This window comes from Dolichospermum circinale AWQC131C, assembly GCF_000426905.1.
Taxonomy (GTDB): domain Bacteria; phylum Cyanobacteriota; class Cyanobacteriia; order Cyanobacteriales; family Nostocaceae; genus Dolichospermum; species Dolichospermum circinale.
Map to the genome: position 1 here is coordinate 30,727 of NZ_KE384617.1, position 22,158 is coordinate 52,884.

20 protein-coding genes are annotated in these 22,158 nt (G+C 36.3%); 9 read left to right on the top strand and 11 right to left on the bottom strand.

The features are described from left to right. Nucleotides 1-49 precede the first annotated feature (49 nt). Complete coding sequence (locus tag ACIR131C_RS0113080; RefSeq protein WP_028090561.1) at nt 50-1,678, bottom strand: cyclic peptide export ABC transporter; 1,629 nt, start codon at nt 1,676-1,678, stop codon at nt 50-52. 1 nt (nt 1,679) lies between these two features. On the opposite strand from ACIR131C_RS0113080, the gene hpnI reads away from it, so the two are divergent. From hpnI to ACIR131C_RS0113100, 4 genes are all read left to right on the top strand, one after another. Next, complete coding sequence (gene hpnI / locus ACIR131C_RS0113085) at nt 1,680-2,858, top strand: bacteriohopanetetrol glucosamine biosynthesis glycosyltransferase HpnI (protein ID WP_028090562.1); 1,179 nt, start codon at nt 1,680-1,682, stop codon at nt 2,856-2,858. Between the two features lie 159 nt (nt 2,859-3,017). Next, nucleotides 3,018-3,833: a 16S rRNA (adenine(1518)-N(6)/adenine(1519)-N(6))-dimethyltransferase RsmA gene (gene rsmA, locus ACIR131C_RS0113090; RefSeq protein ID WP_028082335.1), complete on the top strand. Its 816-nt coding sequence runs from the start codon at nt 3,018-3,020 to the stop codon at nt 3,831-3,833. 113 nt (nt 3,834-3,946) lie between these two features. Further along, nucleotides 3,947-4,891, top strand: a complete 945-nt coding sequence (ispE, locus tag ACIR131C_RS0113095) for a 4-(cytidine 5'-diphospho)-2-C-methyl-D-erythritol kinase (RefSeq protein ID WP_028090563.1) — start codon at nt 3,947-3,949, stop codon at nt 4,889-4,891. Between the two features lie 140 nt (nt 4,892-5,031). Continuing rightward, nucleotides 5,032-5,355, top strand: coding sequence for a DUF3082 domain-containing protein (locus tag ACIR131C_RS0113100; protein WP_028090564.1), 324 nt, complete (start codon nt 5,032-5,034; stop codon nt 5,353-5,355). Nucleotides 5,356-5,363: 8 nt separating this feature from the next. Here ACIR131C_RS0113100 and ACIR131C_RS0113105 read toward each other — a convergent pair whose 3' ends face one another. Next, nucleotides 5,364-6,263 carry a response regulator transcription factor gene (locus tag ACIR131C_RS0113105; RefSeq protein ID WP_035372015.1) on the bottom strand — a complete coding sequence of 300 codons (900 nt, stop codon included), beginning with the start codon at nt 6,261-6,263 and terminating at the stop codon, nt 5,364-5,366. Nucleotides 6,264-7,100: 837 nt separating this feature from the next. On the opposite strand from ACIR131C_RS0113105, the gene ACIR131C_RS0113110 reads away from it, so the two are divergent. Then, complete coding sequence (locus tag ACIR131C_RS0113110; RefSeq protein ID WP_028090566.1) at nt 7,101-7,379, top strand: HetP family heterocyst commitment protein; 279 nt, start codon at nt 7,101-7,103, stop codon at nt 7,377-7,379. A gap of 75 nt (nt 7,380-7,454) precedes the next feature. Beyond that, nucleotides 7,455-8,309: an indole-3-glycerol phosphate synthase TrpC gene (locus tag ACIR131C_RS0113115; protein ID WP_028090567.1), complete on the top strand. Its 855-nt coding sequence runs from the start codon at nt 7,455-7,457 to the stop codon at nt 8,307-8,309. 70 nt (nt 8,310-8,379) lie between these two features. Here ACIR131C_RS0113115 and rfbB read toward each other — a convergent pair whose 3' ends face one another. The 9 genes from rfbB to ACIR131C_RS0113160 all read right to left on the bottom strand — a co-directional run bounded on the left by rfbB (nt 8,380) and on the right by ACIR131C_RS0113160 (nt 17,455). Continuing rightward, the gene (rfbB, locus tag ACIR131C_RS22690) at nt 8,380-9,402 is read right to left on the bottom strand and encodes a dTDP-glucose 4,6-dehydratase (protein ID WP_035372017.1); all 1,023 of its coding nucleotides are present in this window, start codon (nt 9,400-9,402) and stop codon (nt 8,380-8,382) included. 7 nt (nt 9,403-9,409) lie between these two features. Next, nucleotides 9,410-10,420, bottom strand: a complete 1,011-nt coding sequence (locus ACIR131C_RS0113125; RefSeq protein ID WP_028090568.1) for a glycosyltransferase — start codon at nt 10,418-10,420, stop codon at nt 9,410-9,412. 145 nt (nt 10,421-10,565) lie between these two features. Continuing rightward, nucleotides 10,566-11,207 carry a DUF6391 domain-containing protein gene (locus ACIR131C_RS0113130; protein ID WP_028090569.1) on the bottom strand — a complete coding sequence of 214 codons (642 nt, stop codon included), beginning with the start codon at nt 11,205-11,207 and terminating at the stop codon, nt 10,566-10,568. Nucleotides 11,208-11,323: 116 nt separating this feature from the next. Then, nucleotides 11,324-11,845, bottom strand: a complete 522-nt coding sequence (locus ACIR131C_RS0113135) for an FKBP-type peptidyl-prolyl cis-trans isomerase (RefSeq protein ID WP_071604773.1) — start codon at nt 11,843-11,845, stop codon at nt 11,324-11,326. Nucleotides 11,846-11,923: 78 nt separating this feature from the next. Next, nucleotides 11,924-12,247, bottom strand: coding sequence for a phasin family protein (locus ACIR131C_RS0113140; RefSeq protein ID WP_028090570.1), 324 nt, complete (start codon nt 12,245-12,247; stop codon nt 11,924-11,926). Between the two features lie 113 nt (nt 12,248-12,360). Further along, on the bottom strand, nt 12,361-12,915 hold the full coding sequence (locus ACIR131C_RS0113145) for a methylmalonic aciduria and homocystinuria type D protein (RefSeq protein WP_028090571.1): 555 nt from the start codon (nt 12,913-12,915) through the stop codon (nt 12,361-12,363). 312 nt (nt 12,916-13,227) lie between these two features. Beyond that, a complete protein-coding gene (recJ, locus tag ACIR131C_RS0113150) occupies nt 13,228-15,570 on the bottom strand; it encodes a single-stranded-DNA-specific exonuclease RecJ (protein WP_028090572.1) in 2,343 nt (780 codons plus the stop codon). Between the two features lie 62 nt (nt 15,571-15,632). Then, nucleotides 15,633-16,442: a PD-(D/E)XK nuclease family protein gene (locus ACIR131C_RS0113155; RefSeq protein WP_028090573.1), complete on the bottom strand. Its 810-nt coding sequence runs from the start codon at nt 16,440-16,442 to the stop codon at nt 15,633-15,635. A gap of 32 nt (nt 16,443-16,474) precedes the next feature. Further along, nucleotides 16,475-17,455 carry an aldo/keto reductase gene (locus tag ACIR131C_RS0113160; RefSeq protein WP_028090574.1) on the bottom strand — a complete coding sequence of 327 codons (981 nt, stop codon included), beginning with the start codon at nt 17,453-17,455 and terminating at the stop codon, nt 16,475-16,477. A gap of 190 nt (nt 17,456-17,645) precedes the next feature. Here ACIR131C_RS0113160 and ACIR131C_RS0113165 point away from each other — a divergent pair, with 190 nt between their 5' ends. The 3 genes from ACIR131C_RS0113165 to ilvB all read left to right on the top strand — a co-directional run bounded on the left by ACIR131C_RS0113165 (nt 17,646) and on the right by ilvB (nt 21,641). After that, nucleotides 17,646-18,218 carry a hypothetical protein gene (locus ACIR131C_RS0113165; protein WP_028090575.1) on the top strand — a complete coding sequence of 191 codons (573 nt, stop codon included), beginning with the start codon at nt 17,646-17,648 and terminating at the stop codon, nt 18,216-18,218. 146 nt (nt 18,219-18,364) lie between these two features. Further along, nucleotides 18,365-19,621 carry an MFS transporter gene (locus tag ACIR131C_RS0113170; protein WP_028090576.1) on the top strand — a complete coding sequence of 419 codons (1,257 nt, stop codon included), beginning with the start codon at nt 18,365-18,367 and terminating at the stop codon, nt 19,619-19,621. Nucleotides 19,622-19,748: 127 nt separating this feature from the next. Next, complete coding sequence (ilvB, locus tag ACIR131C_RS0113175) at nt 19,749-21,641, top strand: biosynthetic-type acetolactate synthase large subunit (RefSeq protein ID WP_028090577.1); 1,893 nt, start codon at nt 19,749-19,751, stop codon at nt 21,639-21,641. Nucleotides 21,642-22,158 lie beyond the last annotated feature (517 nt).

A 22,158-nucleotide genomic window follows, 5' to 3' on the forward strand; every position in this document is an offset into this window, starting at 1 on the left:
ATACCTCATAAGAGCGGAAACCTCTGTATTTTGGCTAAGTCCTGATTTTCTAAGTTTGTGGGAGTTTATCAAATTCAATTTGACCGTAGTTTAATTTAATAATTCTATCAGCTAAATGAAAATAATGATCATCGTGACTAATTACTAAGATGGTTTTTCCCTGTGCTTTTAATTCTGGTAATAATTGAGTATAGAATACATCTTTGAATAATGGATCTTGATCAGCAGCCCATTCATCAAATAGATAAATTGGGCGATTTTCTAAATATGCTGTTAATAATGCGAGGCGTTTTCGTTGTCCTTGGGAAAGGGCTGTGGTGGAAAGTTGTCCATTTTCGATTTTGACTTTATGATCAAGTTGCAATTTCTGTAAATATTTTTGGGCTTGAATATCTAAGTTATGATTTTCTAATCCTAGCAGTTCTTCAAATAAGTAAAAATCTGAAAATACTACAGAAAAATGTTGCCGATACCATTCGCGGTTGGCTTCGGTAATCGAATTTTGATCTAAGATAATTTCCCCATTGTCAGGAATATATAATCCAGTAATTAGTTTGGCTAAAGATGATTTACCGCTGCCATTTCCACCAACAATAAAAACTAATTCTTGGGGATAAAGAGTAAGATTAATTGGACCAAGAATAAAGCTATTATCTTCTTTATCTGTGTAATAAGCATGAGTAACATTTTTGAGTTGTAAACTGTGCCAATTTGTGAGAAAATTAGGAGGTGTAGTGGCAATTTCAGCCCGACTAGCTAAAGATAACCCTAAAGATTCAATTTTTTGTAACGCTACGCTGGCTTTACTAATTAATGGTAAATTATTGGAAATATTATCCATGGGTAACATTAAATAAGTAAATGTGAGAATGTAACCAGATAAAGTTTCGGCATCAATGGCGAATAAATGTGGTAAAATGAAAAGGACAAAACCAATGGCAAAGAAAAATATTAATTTTCCCCAACTGGTAGTTGTCGCAAATAAAGTTAAACCTTGTACATTATGATTTCTAAATCTACTGGCTGTGGCTTCTAAACGATGAGTTAGGAAAAATTGCCGCCTTTGATAATGTAGTTTGAGTTCTTTGATTCCTGCGGTAATCGTGCTAAAATTTTTAAATAAAATGTCTTGATCTTCCCGGGCTAAAGCTAATAATTTTTCTCCTCTATCTAATAGCCATTTACAACTACCAATAGCTACTAGCATTAAAACCAAAACCATGATGAACACTAACCAAGATAGCCAAGTTATATATAGTAAACATCCTAAAGCCATGGACATATCAATACATAAAAAGGGAATCACATATACAGCATTGGCTACCGCTTGAACATCTTCTGTTAAAGTTGCTAATAAGCGCGGATTTCCTAATTGTTCTAAATGACTTAATTCCGATTCTAATATTTGCCGACTTAACCGCATTCTTAATCGCAAAACCGCATTTTGAGATAAGCGAATTAACATGATTTGGGAAATTACGCCGGTAATTAAGGCAACGAGAACTAAAGCAACGAAACCCCAGGCTATAGTTGTCAGAGGTGAAGTATTGCTTTGACTCGCAGCACTACTAATTAAAGCAATTAATCCCGCACTACTACCACCACTCAAAAAACCTGTAATAATGGCTATTGCTACCATTTTCCAAGCAGAACGTAAAAGAAAGTAAATTAGATTCATTATGTCAATTGTTAATAGTCAGTTGTCAGTTGTTTTAGTCCCTGACTCCCTTCCCTTGATGTTAATTCTTTGTTTATCAGCCATCTTATTCTACACCTATGGGGTTTATACAGCGATCGCTTTTTTGCGTAACTCTCCCCCCATAAACCCAGAATTTCATCCCCCTGTCACCATTCTCAAACCCCTTTGTGGTGTTGATAAAGGGACTTACACCAACTTAGCCTCATTTTGTCAACAAGATTACCCCCAATATCAAATTATTTTTTGTGTTCGCAGTTCTACAGATCCTAGTATAGAATTAGTTGACCAACTCAAACAACAATTTCCAGAAATAGATATTACTTTAGTAATAAATGATTACGTTCTGGGCGCAAATTTGAAAATTAGTAATTTAGCTAATGCTGTCACCATTGCTAAATATGATATTTTATTAATTGCTGATAGTGATATTCGTGTCTGTTCGGAATATTTAAAAACAGTCATTCAACCATTACAAGATAAAAAAATTGGTGTTGTTACCTGTTTATATCGTTCCACAGCCCAAGGAATAGCTACCATTTTAGAAGCTATTTGTACAGCTACAGATTTTCAACCCAGTATTTTAGTCAGCAAACAATTAGAGGGGATAAAATTCGCTTTGGGATCAACCATTGTTATCCGTAAAACAACATTAGCAAAAATTGGCGGTTTTGCAGCAGTGGCCGATTATTTAGCAGATGATTATCAACTCGGTTATTTACCAACCCAAGCAGGGGATAAAATTGCATTATCTCACTATATCGTAGAACACGCACTAGGACATAGTAATTTATTAGATTCTATTAATCGTCAAATTCGCTGGGCCCGTTGTATTCGCGTTTCTCGTCCTTGGGGTTATCGGGGATTAGTATTTACTTTTGGGACAATTTCTAGTTTACTATTGTTGGTAACAACTAGTGCTGCTATTTTCTCATGGTTGGTTTTAGCCATAACTTTGGTAATGCGATTAATTATGGCTTGGGTGGTAGGAGTAAAAGTCCTCAATGACCCAGTAACTAAAAAGTTTTTCTGGTTAATTCCCTTTGCGGATATAGTGAGATCTATAATTTGGTGTTGTGGCTTTTTTGGTAATACTATTAAATGGCGAGGAACAAAGTTTAAATTAGTTAAAGATGGTAAATTAGAAATGATTGATTATTAGAGCATATTTTAACAGTATTACTGTATAGGACTCCTATTTGATTTTTGATAGCTTGGGTGGCGTAGCCATACAAGACTCAGTAGGTATCAATTCTGTCTTTCTTCCTGTGTTCCCTGTTCCCTGTTCCCTGTTCCCTGTTCCCTGTTCCCTTTTAACAACATGATTCAACCCCGTAAACAGTTCGCTCAACATTGGTTAAAAAGTGATAAAGCACTTAACGCAATTGTCCAAGCCGCTAATTGTCAAGAAAATGATAAAATTCTGGAAATTGGACCCGGTACAGGAATTTTAACCCGTCGTTTATTACCACTGGTGAAATCTTTACTTGCGGTAGAAATTGACCGGGATTTGTGTAAATTACTCGTCAAACAAATAGGTGAAAAAGAAAATTTTTTACTCTTACAAGGTGATTTTCTGACTCTTGATTTACCGTCACAATTAACAGCATTTGCTAATTTTCAAAACCAGAATAAAGTTGTTGCGAATATTCCCTATAATATCACTGGTCCAATTATTGAAAAGTTACTGGGAACTATTTCTCATCCTAACCCAAAACCTTTTGATTCTATTGTTTTATTAGTGCAAAAAGAAGTAGCAGAAAGATTATATGCTAAACCGGGTTCTCGAACTTTTGGCGCATTGTCCGTACGGGTGCAATATTTGGCAGATTGTGAGTTAATTTGTACAGTTCCCGCTGCTGCATTTGTACCACCACCCAAGGTAGATTCCGCTGTAGTGCGGTTGACCCCTAAAAAAATAGCAATTCCAGCCCATGACCCCCAAAAATTAGAAAATTTAGTTAAATTGGGATTTGGATCAAAACGGAAAATGTTAAGAAATAATTTACAATCAGTCATTGACCGCGATCGCTTGACACAATTTCTGGAACAATTAGAAATAAATCCCCAAGTTCGCGCTGAAGACCTCAGTGTTATACAATGGGTATCACTGGTAAATACCATAGGGAATCAATAGCAGGAGAGATCATCAAAACACTTGTCTTAACTCTGGAATTTTCCCAATTACCAATTATCCATTACTGGACCCCACAAATATGATGAATGTTCAAATAGACATCAATAAACATTATGCGTTCTTATAGTTTAATTGCACCAGCAAAAATCAACCTGTATTTGGAAATTATCGGCAGTCGTACTGACGGATATCATGAATTAGCAATGATACTCCAAAGCATAGATTTATCCGACCAAATTGATATCCATACTGCCAGCACTGAAAATATTCGTATCTACTGTAATCACCCCCAAGTACCCACAGATCAAACTAATCTAGTTTACAAAGCAGCGGAATTAATGGCCAAGGAATTTCCCCAGGCTTTTAGTAATTTTGGCGGTGTTGATATTACCATCAAAAAAAATATTCCGGTTGCTGCTGGTTTAGCTGGAGGTTCTAGCAATGCCGCAGCCGTATTAGTAGGAATAGATTTACTTTGGGATTTGGGATTAACGCAATCAGAATTAGAAGAATTAGGCGCAAATCTCGGTTCAGATGTACCATTTTGTATTGGTGGAGGAACAGCTATTGCCACTGGTAGAGGTGAAAAACTTTCACCCCTCCAAAGTTTAGATAATCTACATATAGTATTAGCAAAATATCGCAGTTTAGAAGTTTCCACACCTTGGGCATATAAAACCTATCGGCAACAATTTGGCATTAACTATATTCAAGATACAGATACTTTTGCTGCCCGTGCTAGTGCATTTCATTCAGAAGCCATGGTCAAGGCCATTTTACATCGAAATACAGAAGAAATTGCCCAAAAAATACATAATGATTTAGAAAAAGTTGTACTACCAGCTTACCCCCAAGTATTGCAATTAAGAGAATTATTCGCCAATCAAAAAGAAGTTTTAGGAACAATGATGTCCGGTTCTGGTCCTTCAGTTTTTGCTATTGTCGAATCTCAAAATCAAGGAGAAATAGTCAAGCAGCGAATACGTGAAGCTATTCCCGATCAAGATTTAGAATTGTTTGTAACGCGGACAATTAAACATGGAATTAAAATAGGTTAATTGGATCATTAATATGGTTAAATCTTGTGGTGCGGGCATCCTGCCCGCTAGAATTATACAAATTCAATGCAGTACAGTTTAGTAGCGGCTTCCAGTTGCTTCACACCTTAAAACCTATTCATCTTCGATTTTAAACTATTATGAATGAACCAAAACAAACACCATCAGCAGATATTTCCACTCAAGTACCACCCACCCCTTTACGCTGTCTTACCGGGGCAATTATGTCAGGGGGATTTGCATTTACGGCTTATTCTCTGATGATATCAATCGCCACTACTTTTGCCCGTAAACCCATCCATTCCGATAACCAAATGGTAATTAACATTGGTTCGGCTGTGCGTACCTTAGTAGTAGGTGTAGTCGCTTTGGGAATGGGAATATTTGGATTAGTTGCTTTGGGCTTATTAGCCTTAGCAATTCAACTGATTATTCAGCAATTAACTAATCCTAAAAGTAGTTAATTTTAATTTTATTTAAAACTTGTCCCTGTCCTACTAACTACAGGTACAGGTTTAGCTAATGGTGAATTATTTTCATTTTTAATAAATTGCAACTTGGTATTTGTAGAACTTGAAGTTAACTGATGTTTTTTCCGCCAATGGGTGGGAGATAAACCATGATGTTGGCGAAACTGTCGGGAGAAATGACAAGTATCCTTATAACCTACTTGAGCAGCAATTTCTTCAACTGTCTGATGGGTATTTTTTAATAAAGCCAGGGCTGCTACCATTCGCCGTTTAATAATCCAAACATTTATTGGTTTTCCTGTTTGTTTCGCAACTTGATGAGTTAGATATGCAGAAGAATAGCCCACAGCTTCCGCAACATCAGAGGAAGTAATTCCTTCTTGATAATTAGCTTCAATATAATCAAAAACATTTTTCAAATTGGGAATAATAGGAAAAATTGACTGACAATTTACTGATTTAGTCAATAATTCCGCTGGTGCTAATTGATGGGAATTTGTAGCATACCAAGATCTAAAAAGAGCTTGTTTTTGTAATCTAATAGCAATAGCCCGCAATAACTCATTTGTTGTTACAGGTTTAGTTAAATAATCATCTGCTCCCAATTCCATGGCTTTTCGTAAAGACTCCTTTGTATTAATAGCAGTCAAAAAAATGAAAGGAATAATTGCTGTTAATGAATTTTCCCGCAGGTTACTTAATACAGTATAACCATCCATATCTGGCATGACCACATCACAAATTACCAAGTCAGGTAAATATTGTTTTATTAATTCCAGTCCCATCATCCCATTTTCTGCACTTATGGTATCATAACCCTCAGATTGAAGACAATCTAAGATCAAATTGCGACTGAAAGCATCATGATCAATGACGATAATTTTTTTTGATATTTCGTACATAATTAATTATTCCAATCACTAAATTTTGAGGTGTTTAACTATTACTAAACTCTGTAATAAATCACTTACAAATCCAGATATAATTTGAGCAATAATTAACACAAAATCAGATCAAAGAGTTCATACAATCTTAATAATTGTTATGATCTCAATTAGTAATTAGTTTTTGGCCGCTTCACATTTAAGTCTGAATAAACTTAATTTTAACAACAAATAATAAATACTTTTCATTTAGTTGCATGAAACAATAATTGTTTTTTTATTGCTTTCTAATTGAGCCACCCTAAGACTTAAACTTGTAAACATAAAAAGCAATAAAGATTTTAGTGTTGCCTTTTGCTTTCCATAAGTAAACTGTGAGTTTTTTACGTGATTTCAGTAAATTCTCTGTCTTTAAAATTTAACTACGGAATAATATCAGCAGTCATCTGTCATCAGGAGTATGTTTTCGATCAAATTGGCTGGCAATAATCATACTAATGGGGGATATAAAAAATTAGTAATTGTGATAGCTCAAACTTGAGCCTGTGTGACTTACATTCTAAGCTGCTTTTGATCAGGGCGTTTTCTATGAATTTAGACTGTTAAAACAACTTCTAAAAATGAAAATATTTTATACCAAGTTAAAATCTGCTGTATATTTAAAAATCAAAATTCTGATATTTAACAAACATTTAAGAAAATAAGAGCAAAAAAATGGTCATGTCAATCAAAAAATAGTTCATGTATTGGGAACTTGAATTTAGATAGTCTTAGTAAAGAAGCTGTGACTGATAAATAGCGAGGAAATCCTCAAAAACGATCGCACCATTCTTATTGAGAAACAGGAGAAAAATCATGAACCAAGATATTACTGGGTATAATCCATCCATTAGTAAAAAGATCAAGACTGAGCAAATAGAACAGATAATTAAAGCAATTATAGGCGGAAAATATTCTTGGGCTTGTGTTTTAGTTTTACAATTTTCTGGTTACAACCCTACAGACTATATACCCTACCGTACATATATTAGATTATTGAAAACTAACCGTTTACTCGGTAATTCCGAGCAAAATCAGCCACCTATGGCAAAAGTTGATAGGTTTGATGTCAAATCAAAGTGGCTGCGGTTTTGAAATTGAGTTTTTCAGAAAATAAAAGGGAAAGGTGAAGTTTTAAAAAAAATAATTTATCACCCTCATCTAGATTTTATTATCCATCTAATCACAATTTATCATCCTCAAATGCAAGCAATTCTCAAGGAAATTGTGTGGTATAAAAAACTAGAAGTTGCACAAATGCAGCAAGATATGTCTTGGGCTTCCTTGCAACGTCAGTTAACTGCTGCTCCTACTGTGCGGGACTTTTTGACGGCTTTACAGCAGAGTATTTATAAACCTAGTTTAATTGCAGAAGTGAGAAAAGTATCCCTTTATCAAGGTGTAATTAGACAAGATTTTGAACCAGTTACTATTGCTCAAGCTTATAAACGTGGAGGAGCATCTTGTATATCTGTTGTTACTGATCAAAAGTTTTTTCAAGGTGGTTTTGATCATTTGCGTGCTATCAGATATCGGGTAGCATTACCTTTACTTTGCAAAGATTTTATCATTGATCCTTGTCAAATTTATTTAGCGCGTTCCGCTGGTGCAGATGCGGTATTATTAATGGCTGCTATTCTTGCAGATAAAGACCTAAAAAACTTTTTACGAGTAATTCACTACTTAGGAATGAATGCTGTCATCCAAGTTCATAATTTAACTGATTTGGATAGAGTTCTGGAATTGGAAGATATACGGATAATTTCAATTAATAATCAGAATTTAACTGATTTCACCGTCAATATTAACACCACTCAGGAATTATTAGCGACTAGGAAATCTCAACTCCAAAAGTTAGGAATTTTAGTGATTAGTGAATCAGGAATAGAAACACCTGATGATTTATCTTTAGTTGCTGACGCTGGGGTACAAACAGTGATTATGGGAGAATCTTTATTGAAAGAAAGTGATTTAGAAGTAGCTGTCAGAAATCTACTTCAATCTAAATTTCCCATTCATCATTAGGATTTTAAACCCATGAAGATGGGTTTTGTCTGTATAGCCGCGACTTCTAGTCACCCATAGCTATCAGCTACTATAACAAAGGTTTCCACCAATCACGATTACTAAGATACCATTCTACAGTTAAACGTAAACCTTGAGTAATGGTGACAGATGGATTCCAACCCAATTCTGTTTTCAGCTTATTAGCATTAATAGCATATCTTCGATCATGTCCAGGTCTATCCTTAACAAAAGTAATTAATTTTTCCGCTGGATAGACTGGTAAATCTGGTGCTAACTCATTCATAATTTGACATAAATTTTGCACAAGGCTGATATTTTCAACTTCATTATTCCCCCCAATATTGTAGTTTTCTCCTGGTTTTCCTTGATGAATTACCACATCTAAAGCTTGACAATGATCACCAACATATAACCAATCGCGGACATTTTTTCCATCACCGTAAACAGGTAATTTTTTACCTGTGAGAATATTAATACACATCAAAGGAATTAACTTTTCTGGAAATTGAAAAGCACCATAATTATTTGAGCAATTGGTGATAATTGTGGGTAATTTATAGGTATGATAATAAGCACGAACTAAATGATCACTTCCAGCTTTTGAGGCTGAATAGGGACTATTGGGACTATAAGCTGTAGTTTCGGAAAATGCTGGTTGATCTGGGGTGAGACTACCATAAACTTCATCGGTAGAAACATGAAGAAATAGATAATTATGGGGTTGTGTTTTTGCTTCCCAATGTTGACGAAAAGCTTCTAAAAGAGTAAAAGTTCCCACCACATTAGTTTGGACAAATGCAGCCGGTCCAGTAATAGAACGATCAACGTGAGATTCAGCCGCAAAATGGGCTATAGTATCTATATTTTCCTCTAAAAGTAGTTTTTCAACTAAAGAGCGATCGCATATATCTCCCTGGACAAAGCGGAAATTTGCTTTTGATGCAACCGAGGTCAAATTAGAGAGATTTCCAGCGTAGGTAAGAGCATCTAAGACCACTAATCTATCATTTGGATAATTTTGACACCAATGATGGACAAAATTTGCACCAATAAACCCAGCACCCCCAGTAACCAACAATCGTTTATTCATAAAATTCCTAATTACCCTGTAAATATTTTTTTTGAATTTTAGCAAAAATTCTTTCTACAAATAATTTTGCTAACTGGATTTTTGTTAAATCTGGAATTTTAGTTGAGTAATGATTTTTATGATCAAAGAAATCATTAATTTCTGCTAAAATTACCTTTAAACGTTGAATAATATTTTCCTTTCTATATTCTGCTAAAACTGTTTCCGATAAAGTTGATAATGTTGTTGCTTCTAGAACCTGTAAAATCTTGGCTAAATCATATTCTAAAGCATAACCAGCGATTTTATAACAATTAAAACCCGGATCTAAATAATCAGATAATCCCCCATTGACGCTAGAAAAGACGTGACAACCACAAGCTAGGGCTTCCATTGGTTGTAAACCAAATCCTTCACTAACCCCTTGTAATTGCCAATATTCCGCAGAATCATAAAGGTAAATTTTAGCACGATTGAATAAAACTGGTAAATTTTCTACATAACTATCAACAACCAAGACACGACATTTTTTTTTCAAAGCGGGAATTAAAGACTTAATTAAATATTGAGAAGATTTTCGAGTTTGGACTAAAACATCAATATCTCGACTTTGATGTAAATTAGTAAATTCCTCACTAATTTGATTTGGTAAATAATAAATCAGAGAATGTGGTGATTTTTGTCCCCAATAACCCAGAGTATTTCTACTAACCGTAATTATGGGAATATTAGATGGTAAATCAATCTTATAACCGGCACTATGAGCATGATAAATCAGATTATATCCTCGCAACTTAGCAGCCAATTTAGCAACATCAAATCCCCAGCTAATTACAAAAATGAAATCATCTAAATTTTCTAAAATTTTCTCTCGTAATAAATCATCTAAAAACAACTTACCAGATTCTTTTTGACGATAAGTAACTACCTCAGCAGAGCAAAATTCTCGAACCAAATTAACGGTTTTCAACTCTGCCCAAAGACCACCACAAGCAAACCTACCATCTGTACCCGGAACTAAAAAGTAAAGCTTTCTCATCATACTAAATATCTAACTTTAGATTTTATTTTATAAATAAAAGTGTAAGTCCAAAAGTTTCTTCATTCTTAATTCTTAATTCTTAATTCTTCATTCTTCATTCTTAATTCTTCATTCTTCATTCTTAATTCTTCATTCCTCACTCCTAATCTTGCCAATATACCTTAACAAAATGACCTTCCTTCCCCCATAAATCACGAGCGACAGTAATATTTTCAATAGCTAAATTAAAAGGAATAGAAGTGGTAATATAACGCTGAGTAAACATTCCCATATCTGGTGCAAGTTCCGTTGCTGCTGTTGCTGCTAAACCCAAACCAATAAGCTGTTCAATTGGTCGAAATGGTAGTATAAAAGGTACAGATGCCGCCAACACTAAATTTAAAAGCATAGTTACAGATAGATTCGTGCCGCAACGGGGATGTACAGCTAAACCCCATTCTCCACTGATAAGACGATGTTGGGCTAATGTTACTGCGCGTCGTAAATCACTAATATTCACATCACCATAGAGAAAAAATCCTTGTTCGGTAGACAAACCACCTAATAATTGATCATCTACTAATTGATCGTTAGTAGTTATTTCTAAGCGGGAATAGGAGTTTTTAGTTTCTCCCAATAGCCAAACAGTAGCGTGTTCTAAAGCGTGAACTTGACGTAAAAGCAGGATTTCCTTCAACCCAGGGACAAAATATAACTGTTGGAGTAAATCAGTATCTTGACTGGGGTGAGGTGGGAGAAAATCAAAGCTAAAGCCAGAAGATTTGCCAAAATCAGAAGTATTCATCATCGAGTAATCTGAATTTTTGTTAGGACTATGGCGGGCTTCAAACCCACTTTGCAAAGGTGATAATCTATTGTAGATTCTGCCCGCCAATGTTATATTTAACTATCTCTACTTACTTATTTAATAGCTAACAATTCCACATCAAAAAGTAAAGTAGAGTGGGGGGGAATTACGTTACCTGCACCTCGCGCACCATAACCTAACTCTGAAGGGATGATTAATTGACGACGGCCACCTACTTTCATAGTGCTTAGTCCTTCGTCCCAACCTTTAATTACCTGTCCTACACCGATTTTAAAGCTAAAGGGTTGATTGCGATCGCGTGAGCTATCAAATTTAGTCCCATCTTCCAAAGTGCCGGTGTAGTGAACTACAACGGTTTGTCCAGTTTGGGGAGTTGCACCAGTTCCCTCTTCTAGTTCAACATATTTTAGCCCAGAAGGGGTAGTAACAGCATTGGCTGGGGACATAGTATTGTTCGCTCTTGGAGTATTGTTTTCTTGAATGATAGTGGTGGTTGGTTGTGTTTGGGGCGATTCATTACCGATAGCAGCATTTTTTTGACCGCTAATTTGAGTAAATACTAAAACGCCAACACATACCAGCATTAACACCACGCTGAGGAAAATTCCTTTCAAAATCAGCCCTCTCTGTTTTAATTACTGGTAATCAGATTACCGACAGAACACAAATTAGTGTAAATCACAAAGGACATTTTAGCGCCACAGTTTATTTTCCAAATCACGAACTTGACGCTCTAACCTGTCAATTCTACCCCGTAATTCGTCCACTTCTGACTGACGCGCAACTCCCAAATCCTGCATTACATTTCGTATTTGACGTTGCATTTGCTCATCCCAACCGCCTTGTTCGGACTTTAATTGATGAACAAGATCATCCATGACGGCCTTGGCTTGATCAGGATTGAGTTTACCATCCTTTACCAGTTCATCACTAACTTGTTTAAGTTTATCTGCCACTAAAGAAGTTGTGCCAATACCCAACATCATTAGCTGTTCCAACCAGTTGTTACTATCCATACTCCCTTCCTCTGACTTATTGCTAAAAGCTTAGTAATTCTAGCCTACACATTTATTTTCGCAAATTTAGCAACGGCAGCAATTGGGAGCATAAATGCACAAGTCTCAAGTTTTTAATTTTCTATCCACCCGTGCATTGGTGCTACAGCTTTAGTCACTAACTCAATCATATCTGGGGGAGCTTCCGAAAGCATAACACTAGGATAAACGGCAGTTCCCCAATCAGGATGTACAAGGACATGGCATTTATTTTCAATTGCGGGATATTTTAGTAAGGCTTGCGCTACTGCTGTATCATCATGGGGAAATACACCGGAATGAGATAGTAATGGATAACCTGTACGGGGATCGATCAAGTCCGTTAAATACCCGCGATCGCGCAAATTAAATGCTACATCGCAACCAAACCGCATAAATTTTTCCCGCAGTTTTTCTTTTTCTTTCTCCGTTTCTGCGGTCATTTCCTCCAGAGGATATCGTGATTGTTGCAAGACAAGCACCACCCACAAAAACTGTTGTTGTTTCCAGTCTGGTAATATCTGTTCACAGTTAGCACAGATATATGGACTGGGAGTATGAATCGAAATCTCTACAGCTTGTCCTGTTTTGCTAACTAAATGAATAGGACAGCTAGGTTGGGAAACACAAACTTTTGGAGAATACACCACATTAATTTGGGTTTATAAAAGTTTTTTAATTTATCTTTACTAAATATGATAACTCTTAAATCTCCAGATAAATCATCTATTTTTGTGAATAAGTAGAAGAGGACAATTATTTATTTTCCTATTTCTCTAATTTCTCAGTTTGAACATGAGTAATTTATTTTCCTATCCATTTTAACTAATTTATACCAAAATCACAGGTCACGGCTGAGATTTTGATCTCAATACATAATATAATGTTCATTTGATACTTGATACTTGTATAACTGCAAACCCCACTCCTGACATGGAGATTGGGGTGCTGGGAAATCGTCATTAATTCACCCCTTTTTTTGAGACTGGGGAAAAATCAATGATCATGGCAACAATAATAGATAAAGGAACATGAAAAAAATAATCCCGTTGAAATTGTTCTTCTCTAACGGCAGCTAAAAATTGGTTAATCAGATGATCAGCAGGTTTTTGATCATCTATAGAATCCCAGATTATTTGTAAATAATCATCTTTAATTTTGACGATAAACCCTAAATATTGTAAAGCTTCCAATCCTAAATATAGGCTTTGTTTACTAATATCCAGTCTTGCTAAAATCTGCATACAGCTAACAGATTTATTTGTGCGACTGAGATATTTAGCAATACCTAACAAAGTTAACCAAATATCTCTGGGTTCTTGATTATGGGGTTTTCTCCAAGCAATAACTAATTGTTGTTGATGATCAAGAGATTTTTTGAACCATAATCGTAACTCCTCCCAATTAGTAGGACAATCTTTCATAATTAATAGTGATTTTTCATTGGTAATTTCCTGGGAATTTTCTAGATTTCTCGCGTCTAAAATTAGAGGATAATTATGATTTTTGAGTTCATCTTCAACATGAGAACGAACTGCAATTAATCTAATTTCATAGCGTTTTTTAAAACTATTAAAATCAATTTCGGCAATACAATCACATCTACCAATAGGTAATTCCTCTTTATAATGTCCCCACCAAATACCTGGAAAAGCATTATTAGTAGAATCATCTCGAATACTAAAATCCGTTTTAATATATTGTACTTTATTACCTTGGAAATCCTGTTGATTTTTATGCCAAAAATTTTCAAACCAACAATTTTTAATTAATAATTTGGGAATAGGATTTCCCATACCACAGGGTTCTAAAAGTTTCAGTTCTAAAAATAAATCTTTACCTAAATCTGCAACTGTCACCACTAAATCAGCTTCTACCGTTGCAGTTAGATTAATTCCTCCTAAAGATTGCCTTAATTTCTGATTAATTGCCGCGGTAAATAAAGGGATATTTTCTACTAATAAACTCAAACCGGCTGCGAAAGGATGTCCACCAAAACGATGTAATAAATGAGCTTGTTCTTGAACTAATTGATATAAATCAATGTTATTCACAGAACGTGCTGAACCTCGCGCTATAAATTGGCTAGAATCTGCTTCTTTTTCCTTTCCTTCTGTGCTTAACAAAATTGTCGGACGACCTGTTTCCTGGGCTATTTGGCCAGCAACCAAACCCAAAACACCAGCAGACCATTGAGAATCTTCTAAAACAATAACACTAGTAGTTGATAAGTCTAATTGTGCGAGTTTTTTAGTAACTTGTGCTTGAACATCTTTTTGTAAAGACTTGCGACGAGAATTAGCTAATTCCGTTTCTTCTGCGAGTTTTTGACAACGTTCAATATCTCTACTCGTCAATAATTCCACACAAAAACTAGCGTCACCATGAATGCGACTAATAGCATTAATTCGCGGTCCCAAACCAAAGGAAATATCTGTAGGGCGATCGCCATTTTTCTGGCATAATTCTAGTAATTTACCCACACCAGGCCTGCTTCTAGCTGTTGGTGATTTTTTATAATCTGTGTGTAATTGTTTAATTCCCAATTGTGCTAAATAACGACAATCTCCACTTAATTGCACCAAATCTGCAATTAATCCTATTGCAACTAAATCTAATAAATCAGTTAAGGGATTTGTGGGAATATCTGGTAAAGCTGCATATAAAGCCTCCACCAATTTATAAGCAACTGCAACACCAGAAAGATGAAATAAAGGATGTTCCCGTGGTAAATAACGAGGATTAATAATTGCGACGACTGGAGGACGTTTTAAAGGTAATGTATGATGGTCTGTAATAATAACATCTATCCCTAAACTTTGGGCATAAATGACTTCTGAAACATTCGTACTTCCCGTATCACAAGTAACAATTAACTTACAACCTGCCTTTGCTAAAATATCAATTCCCGACCTATTTAAACCATGAGATTCTGTGAAACGATTGGGAATATAATAACTTAATTGACGATGTTGTAGAAAAAATTCACCCAAACCATCCCATAATACCGCAGTGGCAGTAATTCCGTCGGCATCAAAATCTCCCCAAATAGCAATTTTTTCTCCTTTTTTTCCCGCAGTTATTAACCGTTGTACAGCCAAATTCATTTCCTGTCCAAATTCCTGAAAATCAGCACTTTGATAAACTTGATAATCAATAAAAGCCGCCAATTTTTCCTCAGATCTAATTTCCCGTTGCCAAAATAATTGGGCAGCAAAATTACCATTTATTCCCGGTGCGTAGCGTTTCACCAATTCAATAAACCAACCAGGGGGTTTTTCAGTCGTTTTTAAAATCCATTCCATTAGAGTTTCGCGCTAAGATGCAAATAATAATCAAGTATTACTTAAAGTTTAAATTTTAAAGTTTAAAGTGATACTTCTGCAATATTTTCTAAGTTAGGAAAATGCTGGTTAATATTCATAGTTATTTCCTTGTTTTTTTGACGGTGACACCGCACAGCAAATTGACAAGATTCACAGATTTGATCAGATTCTTTAAGTGGTAATGGTGTATTATGTTCATAATCTCTGACCCATTTTGTCAGGTTGTTTAATAATTGATTTAATTCCTGTGCTGTTTTTTGATGTTGTTGTGCATTATAAGTGAATTTGATATTTTTAGTTTGCCCTTTTGATTGTACAAACCAGTAGGTCATGGAGATATTTTCTGATAGATAGTTACTAGTTTCTGCCAATATATACATATACAGTTTTGTTTGCCAATTTTGGGCTAATATTTCTGGTTTTGGTGGTTGGGGATAGGTTTTCCAGTCGAGAATTTGAGCTTGATTTTGATCAGTAATTAATAAATCATAAATAACTGTGAGTAAGTAGTCTCCAATTTGCAAAGTTCGATAATGTTCACTTTCTCGAAAAGTTTGATGATGATTATTAATATTAGTTGTAAATATTTCCGGGGCAATTTTCGTAAAATCAGTCATCCAATTTTCTAATTGAGGATTTGCTTTTAACAAATTATGAATGGATAAACCCATTTCTCGCTGCTGCATAAGTAAGTGAAAACGACTACCCAAAATTTGATATTCTTCCTTTTGAGGATCTATGGGTGTGTTAAGTTGTTCTAAATAGCTATATTGGAATTTGCGAGGACAAACTGTGAGTAAATTCAAATGTCCTTGGGAAAGACGAAATATAAAAGTAGAAGTTTGTACCATGATTCTTTTGTTATGGGGTTGAATATTACTGATTACTTAGTTTGAAAAATATTCTGCACCATTTTCTTCTCCACCCTATTAGCAGCAGCATCTAATTCTATCACCTCACTATCACTCAAAAACCAAGCTAAAGCCCCAATATTCTCCTTTGCTTGTTCCAGATTTTTAGCGCCAGGAATAGGAATCGTACCTTTACTAATACACCAATTAATAGCTACCTGAGACATAGTTTTATTTCTGGTATTTGCTATGGCCTGTAAACATCCTAAAAGTGGTTTCATTCCTGGTAATAACTGCTTACATAATAACCCACGAATACCTTTAGGAAAACTCCCATTTTCCGAAAACTTCCCGGTTAATAAACCCAACCCTAAAGGACTATAAGCAATTAACCTAATTCCCAAATCATCACAAACTTCCTTTAAACCTAATTCCGTGACTGGATAAGTAGATAAAAGTGAATATTGTACCTGCAAAGTTTTAATAGGTATCCCTCTTTCCTGAAATCTTTTATGCACCCATTTAAGTCTTTTTGTCCCATAATTAGACAAACCCACACCTTTAACTAAACCTTGCTCATATAAATCCGCTAAACCATCTAATAAACCCACTTCTTGCCAAGGTGCATAATTAGCTGTAGACCAGTGCATTTGCACCAAATCAACATTTTTACCTAATCTTTTTGCCGAGCTATGACAAGCTGATATAATCGAGTTTCTAGTCCACCTCCAAGGGTATGCAGCCAACTTAGTCGCAATACAAATATTCTCTTTATTTATTTCTTGATATTCTTGGCAAAATTTTCCTAAAAGTAACTCACTGCGTCCTTTTAATTTGCCAGTACCGTAGGAATCACCCGTATCAAATAATGTCACACCATTGCTAACACAGAGATTAAATACCTCTTGCAACTGGTTATCCATACTTTGATTGTATCCCCAAAGTAATTGATTTCCCCAAGCCCAAGTTCCGCAACCCATGAGAGGTAGATTTAGTAAATAGTCAGTTTGCATAATCTAATTTAAGATCAAAAAATTTTTGCACTTATTATAAAACTAATTATTCACGAATCCGACCAATTTTCTCCAAAGCTACACAGAATAATTATCCTTTTTCTTTATCAGCGTTTATCTGCGTTCATCTGCGGTAAATTTTCATGTTAATTTAGTAGAAAATTATGACAAATCAGAAAATAAAAAATAAATGCCCATTATTATTTGTCCCGGAATTCATGCACCAGAATTAACTCAAAGCTTTATCCAAGAATGCTTAAATCAAGACAGAAAAAGTTTTAACATGAAAAAGCCAGTAGATATACTAATTTTTCCAGGAGAAGGCTATTTAACTTTATCAACATTTCATATTTTACATTTCTTGCGCGATCGCCTCCGTGATAAGCTAGAATCTCCTCTGATATTCTTATGCTTTAGTGCGGGTGTAATTGGAGGTATAGGTGCTGCTACAGGGTGGCAACTTTTGGGAGGTCACGTTCAGGCTTTTATTGCCATTGACGGTTGGGGAGTCCCTCTAGGAGGCAACTTTCCCATTCATCGTTTAAGTCATGATTATTACACTCATTGGACTTCAGCTTATCTCGGTATAAAAGAAAATAACTTTTACGCAGATCCAGCAGTTGACCATCTATCAATGTGGCAGTCCCCCCAAACAGTCCCAGGGAAATGGGTAAACCCCCCCTCTGGGTTCTCTCCACCCAAAAACTACCTGACCGCCTGTGAATTTCTCAATTTCATATTACAACAGTATGATAATCAATAGTGATTATTTCAGGAATTAGGAAAAATGTTACCGAAAAGCTTATTATTAATCAAAAGTAATTCATCTCGACATCTCCCTTTTTTTGCCCCTAACCTTGATTATGTCATGCGTAATTACCCCAATTATTCTCAAAGTAAAAGTATCTAATGTTGCATAACGAATCTACTACTATTAATCACGGATTTGCAGCGCTGGTAAAAAATAGAGGCTTTATGCTTCTATGGATTGGACAACTGATTTCCCAATTGGCTGACAAGGTATTTTTTGTATTAATGATTGCCTTACTCAAACTCTATTTGCCCATTAATAGTGGAGGAGAAGACGGGCGTTTTTATTTGTATATGGCATTTACCGTCCCAGCCATGTTGTTTGGTTCTGTCGGTGGTATTATCGTTGACCGTGTACCAAAAAAACTGATTATGGTTGGTTCAGATGCGGTGCGTGGGGTGTTAATGATCTTAATTCCCTTCCTACCGCGAGAATTTGCCATTCTCCTCTTCTTCACCTTTTCTATCTCCACCATTACCCAGTTTTTTGCCCCAGCAGAACAGGCTGCTATTCCGCTTTTGGTCAAAAAAGAAGGTTTAATGGCTGCCAATGCCTTATTCAGCAGCACAATGATGGCTGCGTTAATTATTGGTAATGCCGTGGCTACCCCTATGTTAAATTGGTTTGAAAGTTTTAACAAGGGCTTTGGTAAAGAATTGGTAGTTGGCTGCTTATACCTGCTTTCTGCCCTGATCATGATGCCCATTCATTTTCGGGAACACAGACAAATTAACCAAGAGACAGCCCCAATTAATCCCTGGTCTGAATTTATATTAGGACTACGCTATCTCAAACAAAATCGGCTAGTATGGAATGCTATGCTGCAAATTGTCACCTTATACTGCGTATTTGCTGCCCTGATAGAATTAGCCATTGGTATGGCTGCTAGGTTACATTTAGCACCGGAAGAATTTAGCTCCTTTGTCGCTGCTGCTGGGGTGGGTATGGTGATAGGTGCGGCTATTTTAGGGCATTTCGGCCATCGTTTACATCATAAACCCTTGCCTTTAATTGGGTTTATAACTATGGCATTCTCTCTAGGTTTATTCATTTTTATTGACAACCAACCCTTAGCATTAGGACTCTGTATTTTCTTAGGCATAGGTGCAGCTTTTGTTAACGTGCCAATGCAAACCTTGATTCAGCAACAAACACCACCAGAAATGCACGGTAAAGTCTTTGGCTTTCAAAATCATGCCATTAATATCGCCCTGACCGCACCCCTATTAATTACAACCAAATTAGTTAATGCCTTTGGTTTATCTGTTGTATTATTAGGAATGAGTGTATTTGTGGGAGCTATCGGTATCTGGTCCTGGCAAAATACTCGTAAAGTATTGCAAGATGTGATCTAAGGTTGTACAATCTAAATCTATTCTCATCGCATCTGAATTTATGATCTGTGAGAATTTTTAAATTAAAATCAAGTCTTAAAATACAAAATCTAAGCGTTAATTTTAGTTATACCTTGAGGCCTAAACCGTGCTTTCGTCTTCTTCCATCAGTCCCCCAAAATCTGAAAATCACAACCAGTCTTCTGTATCCCCAAATTCCCCAGTTCACCCCCAACGGACTTCTGGAGGTTTCGCGCTCATAGATAGTCTTATTCGTCATGGTGTTGAGCATATTTTTGGTTATCCCGGTGGCGCAATTCTACCCATTTATGATGACCTCTACAAAATAGAAGCAGCGGGTACAGTTAAGCATATCTTAGTTAGACACGAACAAGGAGCATCCCACGCTGCTGACGGTTACGCCCGTGCTACTGGTAAGGTAGGAGTATGTTTTGGTACTTCTGGACCAGGGGCAACAAACTTAGTCACAGGTATTGCTACAGCTTACATGGATTCCATACCCATGATTGTAGTCACAGGACAAGTACCACGAGCCGCAATTGGTACAGATGCTTTTCAGGAAACAGATATTTATGGGATTACTTTACCCATTGTTAAGCATTCTTACGTAGTTCGTGATGCTAAAGATATGGCGCGGATTGTCGCTGAAGCTTTCCACATTGCCAGTACAGGTAGACCTGGTCCTGTTTTAATTGATGTTCCTAAAGATGTAGCCTTAGAAGAATTTGATTATGTTCCTGTAGCCCCAGGTTCAATTAAATTACCGGGTTATCGTCCCACAGTCAAGGGAAATCCCCGCCAAATTAATGCCGCCATTCAATTAATTCGGGAAAGTCGTCGCCCTTTGTTGTATGTTGGAGGGGGAGCGATCGCAGCCAATGCCCATGAAGAAGTCAAACAACTAGCCGAATTATTCAATATTCCCGTCACCACCACCTTAATGGGTATCGGTGCATTTGACGAACATCATTCCCTGTCTTTGGGAATGTTGGGAATGCACGGCACAGCCTACGCAAACTTTGCTGTGACAAATTGTGATTTATTAATTTGCGTTGGGGCGAGATTTGATGACCGAGTTACAGGAAAACTAGACGAATTTGCCTCCTTAGCCAAAGTCATTCACATTGACATTGACCCCGCAGAAGTCGGTAAAAACCGCGTTCCCGAAGTTCCCATTGTGGGGGATGTAAAAAACGTCTTAAAAGACCTATTACACCGATGTCAAGACGCAAAGAGGAAAGCCACACCAAACCAAAACCAAGAATGGTTAAACCTAATTAACCGTTGGCGACAAGATTACCCTTTAATTGTACCCCATCATGCCGATAGTATTTCACCCCAAGAAGTAATTGTCGAAGTTGGTAGACAAGCTCCGCACGCATTTTACACCACAGATGTTGGTCAACATCAAATGTGGGCTGCCCAATTCCTCAAAAATGGTCCAAGACGCTGGATTTCTAGCGCCGGTTTAGGCACAATGGGTTTTGGTGTTCCAGCGGCCATGGGCGTAAAGGTAGCATTTCCAGACGAAGAAGTAATCTGTATCAGCGGTGATGCCAGTTTCCAAATGTGTTTACAAGAATTGGGAACACTAGCACAATATGGAATTAATGTCAAGACCATAATTTTAAATAACGGTTGGCAGGGAATGGTGCGACAATGGCAAGAAGCCTTCTATGGCCAGCGTTATTCATCTTCTAACATGGAAGTAGGAATGCCTGATATTGAGCTTTTAGCCCAGGCTTATGGTATTAAAGGCATGGTAATTAGTCAGCGGGAAGAATTGGCAGATAAAATTGCCGAAGTGCTGAAACATAATGGACCAGTCATTGTCAATGTTCATGTTACCAGAGATGAAAACTGCTATCCCATGGTAGCCCCTGGCAAGAATAACTCCCAAATGGTTGGTCTACCTAAACAAACACCAAAAACCGCTGTAGAATCAATTTCTTGCAGCAATTGTGGCACACAAAACCAAGCTAATCATAATTTCTGTTCTGAGTGCGGGACTAAATTGTAATTAGACTTTATAGAACGGTAAAGCACATTACGCTTTACCCTGTTCTAGTAACTAACTAGGACCAAAAGTAGTACAAAGAAAGATTTAGCTAATGGTTAATAAATTGAATGGATCTTCTAATACATAAGAAGATAATCGCTGTAATTTCATAGCTGTAGGTTGGGTTAACCTAAACAAACCTAACATGATCAAAGTTTTTGTTGGGTTACACTATCGCTTAATCCAACCCACGGTTTTTGAGCATTTGTGATAAATGTCTTTTAACTTTTAATTTACAGCAGTTTTGGGCCATTTAAACCACACCTTGATTATCTTCCTCCTCTGCGCGAAAAAAAAAGCCGTGGTTTATTTACCAGCAAAATTGCCGTAATCTTACAAAGATAACATGAATCAAATTTATACAACCGATGTATTAGTAGTCGGTGGTGGCACAGGTGGAACTGTGGCCGCTATCCAAGCAGGGGGTTTTCATTCTCCGAGGTAAAGAAGAAAAGAATAGTGATCTTTTCTTGATAAA